Source organism: Streptomyces sp. ATCC 21386, from assembly GCF_018728545.1.
GTDB lineage: Bacteria > Actinomycetota > Actinomycetes > Streptomycetales > Streptomycetaceae > Streptomyces.
On record NZ_JAAVVL010000001.1, the window covers coordinates 7,479,750 to 7,493,896 of the forward strand.

Sequence of the window (14,147 nt, forward strand, 5' to 3'; positions counted from 1 at the left end):
GCATAGGACACGTCGGTCGGCCGGAAGCACAGGCATCATGGCCGGATACCACGCGCTCACCGCCGCAGGACGGGCTCCTCGGCCTCGGCAGACCGTGGCTCCGGGCGGCCGGAGACCAGCTCCCGAAGCTTCTCCCGGGTCTCCTGATCGGTCGAGTACACGATCGTGCCGACCATGCCCCGCGTCAGCAGCACCTTGTACGTGTTGCGGATGAGACGGTCCACGTCGGTGTCCGGCGTGGACCTCTTGAACACCGGGTCCTTTGACGCGGTGCGGTCGGTGACCCAGCGGTCGCCACGCCAGACCAGGTCCGGGCCGATGATGACGCCGGACCAGTCGTACTCGAACCCCTGGGCGGTGTAGACGCAGCCGATCTGCCCGAAGCCCGCCGGGTCGGTGGCCCACAGCGCGGACGGGGGCGCACCGGAGACCGACCGGTCTCCGCGCAGGTTCCAGGGCCGGGCCCAGCTCCCGATGACGACGTCGGCAGGCAGGGGATCGCCGGGCTTGGGCTCGGGGGACCACCGCCAGCAGTAGCCCGCGGACATCCGGGCGCCGTACTTCTCGGCGCGGCGGGCGTCCAGGAACGCCTCCAGCTCCTCCGGGCTGTCCGCGACCAGCAACTGCATGCGGTCGTCGGGCTCCCACACGACCGGCCCGCCGGGTTCGAGGCCGAGGAGCCGGACCACCCAGCGCACATAGGCGTCGCTGCCCCCGCAGCGGAACTGGCTGTCCAAGGGGACGACATGGCAGGCGATGTCCCGTCTGGCCGCGGCCTCACGGATCTCCGCGACGGTGCCCATCTCACCGGGGCGCACCACCTGGTGCTCGTCGAGGAAGAAGACCGGCACATGGGCGACGTCGATGAGCTCGTCGATCTGTGCCCTGCCGGTCCGCAATGCCGCGCGGGTGTAGCGGTTCGCGGAGGTCTCCCGGATACGGTGCGCCTCGTCGCAGATCAGCGCATCCAGGCTGTTCTTCTCCGTGGTCATGAAGCTGTTGAAGTACTTGAAGAGGTCCTGGACCTCCCGTTTGCGGGAACCGGCCACCTTGCGCATCGTCTTGGTGAACGACTGCGACCCGGTCGCGTGGACCGCGGCCACACCTCTCCGGTACAGCTCGCCGAGGAGTTGGAGCGCGATCACGCTCTTCCCGGTACCGGGGCCGCCGGTGACGATAACGACCTCCTTGTGGTCGGCGCGCTTCGACCTCTCCACCGCGTTGAGCACCATGCGGTAGGCGACCTGCTGCTCGTCGAGGAGAACGAACTGCTGCCGCTCCCGCACTTCCTGGGCTGCCACGGACATCAACTGCTTCGACGGCACGGTGGCGCCGGAGAGCAGTTCGTCGGCCGCTTGGGCACCGGGGTGCCTGTCGCTCAGCTTCGACCGGAGGTGGTCCAGGAACGCACCGCGGCGCTGCCCCGTGAAGAGCAGTCCCTGCCCGTCGCGCTCGATCTCCCTCAGGCCGGCCACATCGAGCTCCGTGGCGTTGTGCAGAAACGCCACGCCGTTGACCCGATGGCCGTGCTCTGCCACCGCACCGTTGAAGTTGACCAGATAGTCGCAGTAGCGGCGTACCTGCTCGACGGGGTTGAGGACGGGGTGGGTGTAGGGGTCGACGTGACAGAGTGTGGGGTCGTCGTCGTGGGGCAGTACCTGGCTCCACTGCTTGAGCTCCACGACGACATAGGACGGTTCCCCGGTGCCCGGGTGCACACCAGCGAGGACGACATCGGCCCGCTTGCTGTTCAGCGGCAGCGCGTACTCCAGCAAGACCTCGACGTCGCCCAGGCCGGCGTCGTTGAGCGCGGCGGCCAGGACGGGGATGCTGCGCTCCCAGGAGCGCACCTCCGAGTCGCCGGGTCGATAGCCGTGCATATGGACGAACTGATCGGTGAGGTGCAGGAACAGCGAACCGTCGAGTGCCATGACGGCGACCGTCTTCGCGGACGCGCGGAACAGCAAGGACTTCCCCCAGGCAGCACGAAGAGACTCGTGCGGGTGGGGGCATGTCCTTCGAGACTCCACCGAGGTGGAGCGGAAGCCCGTCGGGCCGCGTTGACGATGTGTACGAGGGTACCTGGCGGTACACAGTCGTACCGGTGATCACCGGCAGCGGCAGCGGACGCCCTGGCGGTCTCCTCTACCACCTTCCGGAGACGCGATGACGAGAGCCCACCGCAACGGATCAGGAACCCTCCGCGGGCATCAGGCCGCCCTCCGAGTCGACCAGATCCCCGGCGGCAATCAACGCGTCTATGTCGCCTGTCAGCGCGTCGCGGATGTCGGCGCCGAGCCGAGCCCACCCGAAGAAGCGTGCGGCCTCCCGCAGCAGGTCTTCGCGATGCACGCCCGGGCCCTCTTCGACAACGTTCCGGAGCACGAGTTGCCGCTCCACCGCAGGAACCTCAGCCACGCGTCGAGCGCACCGCTCTGTCGGTGTGCGGGCGAACTCTGTCTCGTGGCCGGGCCTGTCATAGGCCGTACCGACATGCACGATCTTGCCCTGCTTGAGCAGACGGCGAAGAGCTCGGTCGATGCGGTCGCGGACCACCTGGCCGGCTCGTCCGAGACCCCACGCGAGACGGACCCGCGTGTAGATCACTTCCTTCTCGACGGGTCCTTCCACCTCGACCACGCACAGCGCCACGTCCGCCACCACGTCGAGTGCCCCAGGGTCCTGCAACTCCACGCCCCACATGCCTCGTCGGCTGCTCGACCGGTCGCGTACCTCCGCCAACAGGCGGGGGTCGACCTCCTGGTAGGGACGGCTCCAGGGTGCGGGGCCGTCATCGACGGTCACGAACTCCACTCGCGGGACTGCCGGACCACCGGCCACGTCTCCCGCTTCGCCGCCCACCACGCCCAGGGGGCCGTCCACGGCCTCCGCCGTACTGTCACCGTCGCCGAGGCCGCCGCCGCTGCCGGCCGCCCCCACGGGTGGCGCCACCCGCACCGCATGCGGATCCTCCGCACACGCCGCCTCCACGGCCGCCCGAAGCCGCGCCATCGCGTCCCGACGGTTCCGGTACCAGTCCGTGCCCCAGATCCGGTGCAGTTTCCAACCCAGGTCACGCAGAACCGCTTCCCTGAGGCGGTCACGGTCCCGAGCCGCCCGCGAGGAGTGGTACATGGCGCCGTCGCACTCGATGCCCAGCGCGTACGTGCCGGGCGCTCCCGGGTGCCTTACGGCCATGTCGATGCGGAATCCGGCGACTCCCACCTGCGGCTGGACCTCGTAGCCCCAGCCGCGGAGGACGTCGATGACCTCCTCCTCGAAGGGACTCTCCGGAGCCGCGTCCGGATCGGCGGCCTTGGTCTGGAGGATCGCGGGGCCGTGCTGGGCGTACTGCAGGTACCGCTTGAGATGCTGCACGCTCTTGTTGGCGCTGTCCGGCAGATCGCCCCCGTAGAAGGAGGCGACGACTTCCATGCGGCGCCGGGCGCGGGTCACGGCCACGTTGAGACGTCGCCAGCCACCCTCCCTGTTGATGGGGCCGAACGTCGACAGCAGCTTGCCACGGTGGTCGGGACCGTAGCCGATGGAGAGGATGATGACGTCGCGTTCGTCGCCCTGGACGGTTTCGAGGTTCTTGATGAAGAAGCCGTCGAGTCGCCCCTCCGTGAAGTGGTGGTCGAGGTCCGGGCGGGCCGCCCTCGCCTTCTGCACCGCCTCCTCGATCGCCTCCGCCTGCGCCTTGGACAGGGCGACCACGCCGAGGGTGTGTTCGGGGCGGGTGTCGAAGTGGTGGATGACGCGCTGGGCCACCTTGGCGGCCTCAAGCGGGTTATCGCTGTTCCCGCCGCGGTCGTAGACGCCGTCCGCCTTGATGAACTCCACTCCGATGTCCGGCCCCTGCTCCAGCGCCCCGGGGAACGTGACCATGGAGTTGTCGTAGAAGTCGTGGTTGCTGAAGGCGATCAGGTTCTCGTGACGGCTGCGGTAGTGCCAACGCAGGGGAAGCCCGCGCAGAACTCCACTTGCCTTGCACATGTCGAGGATGGACTCGAAGCCGTCGGTGGCGTCCTCGTCCCACTCGTCGCCGTCGTCGCTGTCGCCTGCCGCGGCGAAGAACGAAGTCGGCGGCAACTGCTTCTGGTCACCCGCCACGACGAGGGCCTTACCCCGGTAGACGGAGTTCACCGCGTCCTGGGGCAACACCTGGGACGCCTCGTCGAAGACGACGACATCGAACTCGAAGTCCGGGGGCAGAAACTGGCTGACCGTCAGCGGACTCATCATGAAGCAGGGCTTGACCAGCCGAACGACGTCGCGGGTCTGCTGCAACAAGTGCCGTACGGGCATGTGCCGACGCTGTTTCTCGGCCTCGCGACGGATCGTGGCGGCCTGGCCCACCGATGTCCGGCGAGGCCTACGGGTGTTGCACGCGGCGATGACCTCGGCGTGGGCCGCTGCCACCAGATCCTTGTCCGCGCTCTGGAAGCGCTCCACCAATTGGTCGCGTTCCACCGCGCGCATAGGCTTCAGTCTCGAGTCGTGGGTCAGTTGGTGCTCGACCCACGCGGTGAGCACCGCACGTTCCATGGCGGCGGGGAAGTCCTCCGCGGAGACGTCGCGGCGTGCGAGTTGGTCGGGCAGCCCGTCGAGGTGGTAGCCCTTCAGCAGGGTCAGTGCGTCGGCGCAACTGGTCCACGCTTCCGGGCCGAAGGGGTCGCGGTCAAGGCGCGACACGATGGCCTGGGCGGCGGTGAGGGACTCGCCGAGTTCGCGTCGCAGCTCCTCAGCCCGCCCGGCCTCGAAGTGACCGGCGAGCGCCTCGCGCTGATCGCGCCAGTCGGCGGCGCGGTCCGCGACGGACGCGTCGGCTGATGCGGTCAGCATCAGCCGGGCCGCCATCTGCGGCAGCGGCAAGGAGTGGCCGCCGTGTGCGGCACGACGGACCTTCTGTGCCCAGTCCAGGGCGTCCAGGATCGCATCGCGGTCTGTCTCGGTGCCCCGGTAGAGGGAGCCGAGAAGAGTTCGGTACGTGGCCTCGTTCTCCGCGAACGAGGCCTCGGCGGCGCGAGCCGCGACGACGGCGCCCACCGCTTCTCTGGCCCGCGACAGGGTGAGGCCCGCTGCGTCGTCCACGACCCGGGTGGTTGAGCGGATGAGGTCGGCCGCGTCCTCGAAGGGCTCCACATGCGCGCGGAGCCAGCTCGCCGCTCGTTCGAGGGGACGGACGGCCAGGGCCGTGCCGACCGTCGCGATGTGGGGCTGCCCTGTGTACTCCTGCCAGAGGTCAAGGTCACTACGGATCTGGTCGGTCTCCGTGAGGAGGTCGTGCGGTTGGGGCCGGCCATCGGCCAGTACCTCGACGAGGCTCAGCCGGCGCGCTGGCTCCGTGAGCGTGTCGGATGCGAGGCGGGCGATCAGCGTGGCGGAGTCCAGAGCAGCCTGCAGAGCTTCGGTGTGCGGGCTCCCTTCGGAGACGTACCGGCCCAGGAACTCGCGCTGCGGCTCCGTGGCGTAGGGGCCCGGTCGCTGTCGGGTCAGGTCCAGGCCACGGAGCAGAAGCTGCCCCATGGGCTCGTAGCCCGTCACACCATTCGGCGCGGCGTCGTGCAGGTCATCCGTCTGGGTGTCGAGGCCCCGGTACCAGGGGCCGAGAAGACCGCGGTCGGCCACGGCCCGAGCAGAGAAGGCGGCGGTCTCCTGCTGTGCCACGTGCGCGGCTGCGACCGCCGTACGCGCGGAGGCAAGCGTGTGCTCGGAACCGGGACCATGATCCCGGCGGCCGACAGCCGCCACGGTGTCCAACAGCGCGGCAGCCTGTTGCATGGGGACCAGGTGGGCGCGCAGCCAGCGAGCGTTGTCGTCGAGCGGCTTCTTGGTGAGGTCTGCCGCATGCGGTGCCAGCGACGGACTGCTCAAGTCCCGTCGCCACGCGCCGAGATGGCGGCGCAACGTCATCCCCTGCTCGACCAGTGCGGGTTGCGGCTCCCGGCCGTCGGCCAGGTGAATGGCGAGCAGACTCCGGCGGTAGGGGTCGGCGACCGTTTCCGGCGCGAGCGCGTGAACCGCTTCGCCGTGCGCAAGGGCCTTGCGCAATGCCGGCACGTCGGGCAACGCCGTGCCCCTGTAGCGGCCGATCAGTTCGGCGTGGGTCATGGCCAGCGACCGCAGCTTCCGATGCGCGGCGCACCACGCATCGGCGAGTGGCAACTTGTCGTAGAGCTCGCCTCGCCACGAGCCGCCGTGCGTCAGCCGGGCCACGAGTTTCCGGTCGGCCCGGATGCCGCTGGACAGCATCCCGGCGAGTCCCTGGCGGCCCTCCAGGAGGCGGTGGACCGCATCTGGCAGTTCGGGCGTGGAGACGACGTCGGGCAGGAAGGTGTCGCGCGCCGCCTCCTCGGCGGCAGCCAGGTCATCGGCGGCCGAGGAGATCTCCGCGACGGCTGCCCGGACACCGGGAAGTGCCCGGGGATCGAGCCATGCTTCGAGCGCGCGGTCGGAGGCTGTGGCCAACTCCGTGAGCGTGGCCAGGTCCTCCGCCTCCGACGTCGCCTTCGGCCGGCCGCACCCGAGGTGCTCGGCCACCGAGTCGGCGTGCTCGGCGGCCTTCTCAAGGGTGCCGGCGAGTGTGCCGAACCGCCCGGCGAGTTCCGCGGCCTCGCGGCCGGTCATCGACGCGATGTCGGCTCCCGGTGGGTCCAGTGCGGCGAGCGCCTGCTCATTGGCCGGTCGTTCCGCGCTCAGTTCCGGGCGTAGTTCAGCCCACCCCGGGCCCGCGTGGTCCGTCGCGAGGGCGTGGGCGGAGAGCAACTGGAGCCGTCGTGCGAAGAAGTCGCTCAGCGCGTCGGCAACGCTCCGGACAGCCGCTTCCTCTGCCCGTGCTGGGCCCTCAGGGACCAACCACTCCTCAAGAGGACGATGTTCGGTGCCGGCAACGGCGATCACGTCACACAGATGACGGGCTTCGTCGGGGGTGCTGGGGTTCGTGAGCCCGGCGACCTGGCTGACTCGGGCGAGGCTCTGCAGGGTCCGCTCCAGCACACCAGCGGTCGCATCGAACTCCCGGCCGAACTGTCGTGCTCGCTCCTCCGTGAGTCCGGCAAGGTCGAGGCCGCGGGGCGCCATCGCGGAGAGTTTCCTCTCGGCCTCCCCCTGCTCAGCCGTCAACCTGGTGGACAGTTCCTGCCAGCGCTCGCCCACCACGGCTCGGACCGCAGCGCTCGTGCGCTGCGCCTTGCGCAGTTCCGCGAGGAAAGCGTCGACCCGGTCATCCACCTCATCGGCGAAGGCATCCGTGGTCAGCCAGGCTTCCGGCACGGGACTCCGCACGTCGAGCAGCCGCAGAAGCAGTATCAGACGGTCGATTCCGCTCTGATCTGTGAGGGGTACTCCGTCGGGGGCGAGGTCCCGGTACCGTTCGGCCGCCGTCGTGAGCGCGGCCAACGCGGCCTGGGCCTGGTCCAGGACGGGGCGGGGATGGGGTAGGCCGGCCCGCAGGTCTCGCCAGGGGAACGACGGATCCGCGACCGCGTCCCAGGCGTCGGAGATGGCTTTCGTCGCATCGACGATCAGGCGCAGATCCTCACCGCTGAGCGTCTCGGCGCGAAACGACGCCTGCGCTCCTGTACGGGTGTCGTCACGATGGCTCAGATAGGCCACCGGCGCCTCGGACAGTCTGCCGACCCGGCCGAGCACGTCGTGCAAGGTCCACCCCAGCGGGTCGCGGACCTCGTTCATCGCTTCGGCATAGGCGCTGAGCGCGAGACGCAGTTCCCTGGCCCGGGCCAGAGTCTGCTGCGACAGCTGTGGTGCGCGCGGTTCCTCCGCGAGCACCCGTCCCAGCTCTTGGGCCACTGCTTTGCGGCTGGTGTTGTGGCTGTGGAGGGCAAGCGCGTACGAGTCGAGTCCGACCGACTTCAGCCGATCGAGAACGACATCGAGGGCCGCCGCCTTCTCGCTGACGAACAGCACACTGCGGCCCGCGTGCATCAGGCCGGCGATCATGTTCGTGATCGTCTGGCTCTTGCCCGTGCCGGGCGGGCCGTCCAGGACGAACGACCGTCCTGCCACGGCCGCGGCGACGGCCTGCCGCTGCGAGGCGTCGGCGTCGAGCACCAGCGGACTGTCCTCGGGCGGACTCAGCTCGTCGATCCGGTCGAGTTCGATCTCGTCGAAGTCGAAACGGTCGGTGGCGAGCCCGGAGTTCGGACCGAGAGCCATCGCACGTACGAGGTCGCTGCCCAGGACGCGGCCCTCGTTGTCCAGCAGGTCCTGATACATCGACTCCTTGTGGGAAGCGAAGAGCGCGAGCACCACACGGTCGGAGATCTGCCATCCGGCTTTGCCCGCCACCGCACGACCTGCGGCGGACAGCACCGCCTGTAGGTCTGAGGGGTCCTGTTCACCGACCGGAGCCCAATCGATACGGAACTGCTCCAGCTTCACTTTCAGGGCCGGGTTGAGGCGCGGCTCCTCGTCGTCGCTCGCCCTGAGGCGGATCCTGCCGTTGCGCGCACGCTCGATGACCACCGGCATCAGGACCAGAGGGGCGTCGCTGCCCGTCTCAGCCCCGTCCTCACGCCAGCGGAGCATGCCGACGCCGAGGTTGAGGGTCCACAGACCGTAGTCGTTGAAGACCTGCGTCGCTTTGGCGCGAAGGCTGTTCAACGCGCGCAGGAGGGAAGGGCCGGTGGTCTTCTGGGTGAAGATGCCGTCGGTGCGGTCGCCCTTCTTCGCGAGGACAACCTCGCCGGGTCGCGAGCCCTCATCGTCCTCCGGCTCCTCGTCCGGGAGCGGCGCGAAGTCCCAGCCGCGCGCCAGGCCCTTGATCAACTCCTGCGCAGAGGGAGTCGAGATCTCCAGAGTCGCCGACTTGGTGTGGCGGAAATTGAGCAGCCGGTTGCGGCCGCTCAGATCCACCAGCGAGGTGCGCCAGCTCTCAAGCATCACCTTGAGCCGGTCGAGGTCCTGGCTGCCCCCGAAGTCACCCGAGTTCGTCACGCTGGTCCCTGATGTCGTCGCTTCTGGGCCGACGGAGCCGTGGCGTCGACGACAGTCCCCTCCACCGCCAACGCAAAGCGCGGCCACAGACGTCCTCAGTTGTCCTGGTGGCCGCACAAGTCCCGCTGATCCCCCTGGATGCGGAATTCTACGGTCAGCTCACCAATGCGTGAAGTGTTAACTACAGAACGGTTTCCTCGGCGGTCACAAAGGCTCCTACGGCCCGTCGACGGCCCCATCAGGAAAAGCGAATGAACCACACCCTGGTTGCCGCCGGGTCCCCCAACTCGCCGGTCCGCCCGCCCCAGCGCAGGCGTCCCTTCGGGTACTAGCACGGCGTGTCCACCAGCCATCGGGTGTATCGCCAGGCCGGATGCAGCAAGCACGTCATGCCCGGAAAACACCTCCGCCCCCAGATCAGAGGCCCATTCCCAGGCAAAACCGCAGGTAGCGGCAGACGAGTCGGGCTGTACGCCGGGTATTCCTGGAGCACCTTTCTGACCTGCGGCTTTACGGGATCGGACTGGCTGTGACCTGCTAGGTCGGGTTGCAGAGGCGATCGGAGGCAGTCAGAGGAAACCGCTCTGATTCGACCCGGGTTCGACCCGAGCTGCTCGGAGCCAGTCAGAGGCAATCGCCCCTGTTTGGCTCCGAGTCGGCCGAGGTCGGGGCGGTGTCGAATCGGTCGGGACTCCTCTGGCGGCGCTCCGAGTCGATCTCGGTCGAGCCGCGATGGGGACGCCTGCCTCCGGTGCGGAGCCAGGCATACGAAGGCCTCCAGGACGGCCATCCTGGAGGCTTCGCCTGGCACCGATTGGAGGTCGGTTCCGGACACCACCCGTGGTTTTAGCGGGCCTGGGTGGTGTCCACGTCCTTGCGAGACGACCCCACAGTGCCACACCACACCCACCAGGCAGACTCACCCCGACGACCAATTCACCCGAGCGAGCGACTGGGCCTTCACAGGCTGCCCCGAGCCGCGGCTGACCTTGTCCTGCTCGGAGACCTCACCGGCCGCTACGCGGCGGGAAGCTACAGCAGGCTCGGCTCCGACGGCCGGAGCGTGGTCCTCCGTACGGACCGTCAGGGCGCGGCCGAGCACGGGCACCGGATCACCGCGGCCATCGCCTGCTACGTCGCCCGCGCCGGCGGAACCGTCGATGAGCTGACCCGGCTGCTGCTCCACCCCGACCACGAGGGCGGCCGGCACGCCCGGCACATCGCGCTGCGCTCGGGGCAGGGACGTGCCCTGGACTACATCCGCCGGGTGTGGGCCAGCGCCTCGGCCGCAGTCGCCAGCACGCGGGTCGTGGAGTCGCGTCAGCAGGCGCACGAGGTTCTCGCCGCGCTGCGGGACCGGATCGAGACGACGCCCTGGCGCGGGGAGCGGGGGCGAACCGCGCTGCGGGTGCTGCGGGCGCATCTGAACTTCGCCGAGATCGCGGGCGGGCCCCTGCACCACGCCAGTGAGCGGCAGACCGCCGAGGAGGCCGGGGTCTCCCGGACGACGCTGCGGGTGGTCTACGAGACCGTTCTCAAGCCGCGCGGCTGGCTGCGCCGCCTGCGGGTCGGCCACGGCCGGGAGGGTTCCACCTGGTACCTCGGCGACGGTAGCGCCCACCGCCATGGCGTCCCTGTTCCGTTGTCTCGTTTCCGGACCACTCAGTACCCCCCCGACCCGGCACTTGAGGAGTGGCCCACCCCTGAGACAGGGACGACGGCCGACATCGACTCAACCGTCATCGGCCGCCTGATGGGCCACGACGCCTTCGCCCACCACGGCCTCGGCAGCTCTGCCCTCATGATCATTGGCGCACTGCACGCCCGGCAGTCCCAGACCATCAGCGAGCTCGTCGGCTCAGCATCGGTGTCCCGGGCCACCGCCTACCGGACCTTGCGACGACTGGCCGACCACGGCCTCGTGCACCACAGCGGAGAGACCTGGAGCCTCGCGCCTCGCGCGCTGGAGGGCTTCGGTAACGGCCTTCCAGATGCTGTGACCGACGAGGTCGCAGAACCGGCTCAGGGCTGGGACTCGGTCGCGAAGCGGCATGGAACCACGGGCATCGCGGCCCGGCGCAAGGCGCTGCACGCGGCCGAGCGCGCTGCGTACCGGGAGCGACTGGAGCGGCTGTCGGAGCACCGCAGCAAGGCCGTGGTGATCGTCCGCGACGGCCACCAGGTCCTCGTGCCGACGCCCCGCCCCGATGAGATCCCGCCGACGTGGCACTCCCCGGATGGGCGTGTCCTCGACCCGGTCACAGGGCGTCCGGCCGCCGACTGGCGGGTCGCCACCGACGGCCGCCTGATCCTCATCACCCCTGCCGACCAGCGCAGTTACGACGAGCTGGCCGCCGCCCATGCCGAAGCCCTCAGCGAATGGGAGTCCGCAGCATGAACCCAGAGCCTCCGGTCACCTCCGATGGCAGCAAGGTGGTGACGCCCGAGTCCCTGCGCAAGCAGTACGAGTCCGGTGCAACGGTCGACGAACTCGTGGCCGCCAGTGGGCTGTGGTACGGCACGGTTCTCAACCGGCTGCACGAGGCCGGGACCGAGATGCGCACGTCGTGGCAGACCCGCCGGATGCGCCAGGATCCACAGGCGCGCCGGCGGCTCGCGGCCCACCTGCGCGCCCTCTACGAGCGGCACGGCACGACGCTCACCGAGCTCGCCGCGGCGGGGGCTGGGACGAGGCGTTCTGCCCGGCGCCTGCTGATCGAGGCCGGCGGCACCGTGCGCACCCCGCAGCAGACGCTGCGGATGCGCGCCGCAGCGCGGGCAGCCGAGCGGCAGAAGCTCGCGCTGTCCTTGCGGGCACGGTACGAGGCTGGCGCCTCCGTGCCGGAGCTTGCTGAGGACTGCAACTACTCCGTGGCCACGGTCTACCGGCTTCTGCACCAAGCGGGCACCCGCATGCGTCCCCAGCACCACCACGGTCTGGTCCGCGACACGAGGCAGCGGCCATGAGCCCCCTCACCCTCGCGAGCGTCCCCCGCCAGGCCTGGCAGATCAAGAAGCCGGCCGTGCGCCATCCCGGACGCAGCCCCGTAGCACGGGCGCCCCCGGGCAGCGGCCCCTCACTGACGCGCATAAGGCAACGCACCTTCCCCTTTCAGGAGATCAAGCACACGTGAACGAGAACACCCGTATCAAGACCCTGGCGGCGGCCACAGCCCACGCCTGGGACGCCTTCGTGATCGTTGTCGGCATGCTCAAGGGCGGCACCGGCAAGACCACCTCCGCCTGGTTCATCGCCCTCTACTACGCGGTCGTCCTGGGACTGCCGACGCTGCTCCTGGACGCCGACGCGACCAGCCAGTCCGCCTGGGACTGGTTCAAGGTCGCCCAGGCCGAGGGCTTCGAGATCCCGGAGAACCTGGTGGTCGAGCGGTACCCGTTCGACGACATCGCCGAGTACATCCGCGCCAAGCGCACCGAGTTCGGCGCGATCGTGGTCGACGCCGGGGGCGGCAGCGCCCGCATCTTCCACGAGGCTGTTACCGAGGCGAACCGGCTCATCGTGCCGGTCGCCCCCACCAAGATCGAGCGCCGCAAGCTCGTGGCCACCTTCGACGAGGCCGAGCGCGCCGCCGCCCGCAACGAGCGCGACGTCACCGCCCACGTGGTGCTGGTGAAGGCCGACGACCGCACCAGCCTGCCCCGCAACGCGAAGGACAAGCTGCTGGAGCCCGCCAAGGGCGAGGGCATCGGCCCGGACCGCGACGAGCCGTTCCCGCTCGCCGAGACGACCATCCACTCCTGGGTGCACTACATGGAGGCCTTCGGCGAGATCCCGACCGAGCTGAGCGAGTACGCCGAGCTGATGAAGGAGCTCACGGCATGAGCGAGCGCATGAAGCCCCCCACCCGACGCACCGGTCGCACCCTCGGCGGTGGAGCCAAGAAGGCCACCCCTCCTCCCCCTCCCCCGGCCGCCGAGCTCACCCCCGAGCAGTACGCCGCCGAACAGGCCGCCGCCCAGGGCGAAGACCGTCCCGCTGCGGGCGAGGCGCAGGTTCAGCCCGCTCCTTCCGCCGTTCCCGCCGAGGCATCGGCGCACGGCCGGACCGAGGCGGTGCCCGAAGTGGCGCAGACCTCCGCCCAGCCGACTGCCGAAGCGCCGAGCGGCCCAGTGCCGGAGCCGGCTGCCAGTCAGCCGGTTCGCCCGGCCGCCGTCGCCCCACAGGCGGGGACAGAGTCCGCTGGGGAGCCGGTGGAACGGCAGGTGCCGCCTGTGGTCCCGGCTCCCGAGCCCGGGGCACCTGCGGCCCAGGCCACGGCGCCAGCCGAACCTGTTGCGCAACATGGTCCGTCTCCTGTCACGTCCGCGGCTACTGGTGCGGCTCCGGCCGCCGAGGTGGCCATTCGCCCCTCAGCCCCTCCGGTCGCAGGCGGTACCGCGTTCCCGGTGAGGACCGAGGGCCCGGGGGCTCACCAGGAACAGCACACTCGATCGCAGGAGACTCCCAACGAGGGGACGCCATACGCGCACGGTCCCGGCCGTCCCAAGGACATTCCCGAGGCCGCCGTCGTTCTCAACCAGCGCATCATCGCCCGCGAGAGTCTCGACTCGTCGGTCCCCGCTGCCCTGAAGCTGAAGAAGCGGATCAAGCGCTTCGCGCTGGACAACGAACTCGATCACCTGCCCATCGGCGACATCGTCTCGGTCGCGCTGGACGAGTGGCTCACCGCTCGCGGGTTCTGAGCCCGACTGCAGTGCACGCAGGGCGGCCGCCCCGCGCCGGGGTGCGGCCGCCCCGCGTGCCGACTATTCCAATAGCCCAGTAGGCGGATAGCTATCCGCCTAGCCGGACCGACCGGAGCAGCTCTCGTGCCTGATCACTCCCCCTACGCCCGCCGACTGCGTGTAATCGCCGACGCGCTCGACGCCGAGTTCCAGCCAACCGACGACGCTCTTAGGCCGCACCCCGACACCTTGAACGTCATCAAAGACCGGCACACCAAACGAGGGCAGCTCAACCACGCCGTCCCTGAAGTTCTTCAGTTCCAGCGCCGGATCCGCCGGTGCAACGCCGACACCGACATCCCTCACGGTGACATCGTCGCTCTCGCCCTTGACGCCTGGCTCCGTGCAAAGGGCTACCCACCGGACCTCAAACCGCCGGGGACGGAAGCCCTTTAACCAGCCGTCTCACAGCGGAAGCCACTGGGGCACCGTACGTCACGGTG

Annotated in this window: 7 protein-coding genes; 5 read left to right on the plus strand and 2 right to left on the minus strand. The window is 69.6% G+C overall.

Going from position 1 to position 14,147, the window contains the following annotated elements; genetic code table 11:
* Positions 1-56: 56 nt before the first annotated feature.
* Together GWK25_RS32140 and GWK25_RS32145 are read right to left on the minus strand one after the other, a co-directional pair.
* Positions 57-1,967 (minus strand): DUF2075 domain-containing protein, encoded by a 1,911-nt coding sequence (locus GWK25_RS32140; RefSeq protein WP_215455070.1) that lies wholly within the window; start codon positions 1,965-1,967, stop codon positions 57-59.
* 223 nt (positions 1,968-2,190) lie between these two features.
* Positions 2,191-8,958 carry a DUF3320 domain-containing protein gene (locus tag GWK25_RS32145; protein ID WP_215455072.1) on the minus strand — a complete coding sequence of 2,256 codons (6,768 nt, stop codon included), beginning with the start codon at positions 8,956-8,958 and terminating at the stop codon, positions 2,191-2,193.
* Between the two features lie 1,063 nt (positions 8,959-10,021).
* Between GWK25_RS32145 and GWK25_RS32150 the strand changes: the two genes are divergently transcribed.
* The 5 genes from GWK25_RS32150 to GWK25_RS32170 all read left to right on the plus strand — a co-directional run bounded on the left by GWK25_RS32150 (position 10,022) and on the right by GWK25_RS32170 (position 14,100).
* A complete protein-coding gene (locus GWK25_RS32150; protein WP_215455074.1) occupies positions 10,022-11,356 on the plus strand; it encodes a helix-turn-helix domain-containing protein in 1,335 nt (444 codons plus the stop codon).
* Positions 11,353-11,925, plus strand: a complete 573-nt coding sequence (locus tag GWK25_RS32155) for a helix-turn-helix domain-containing protein (RefSeq protein WP_251829127.1) — start codon at positions 11,353-11,355, stop codon at positions 11,923-11,925. Before GWK25_RS32150 ends, GWK25_RS32155 begins: the two co-directional genes overlap by 4 nt.
* 163 nt (positions 11,926-12,088) lie before the next feature.
* Positions 12,089-12,802, plus strand: a complete 714-nt coding sequence (locus tag GWK25_RS32160) for a ParA family protein (protein ID WP_215455077.1) — start codon at positions 12,089-12,091, stop codon at positions 12,800-12,802.
* A gap of 563 nt (positions 12,803-13,365) precedes the next feature.
* Entirely contained in the window at positions 13,366-13,662 is a 297-nt protein-coding gene (locus GWK25_RS32165; RefSeq protein ID WP_215455079.1) for a hypothetical protein, read from the plus strand.
* Positions 13,663-13,788: 126 nt separating this feature from the next.
* Entirely contained in the window at positions 13,789-14,100 is a 312-nt protein-coding gene (locus tag GWK25_RS32170) for a hypothetical protein (RefSeq protein ID WP_215455080.1), read from the plus strand.
* Positions 14,101-14,147: the final 47 nt, after the last annotated feature.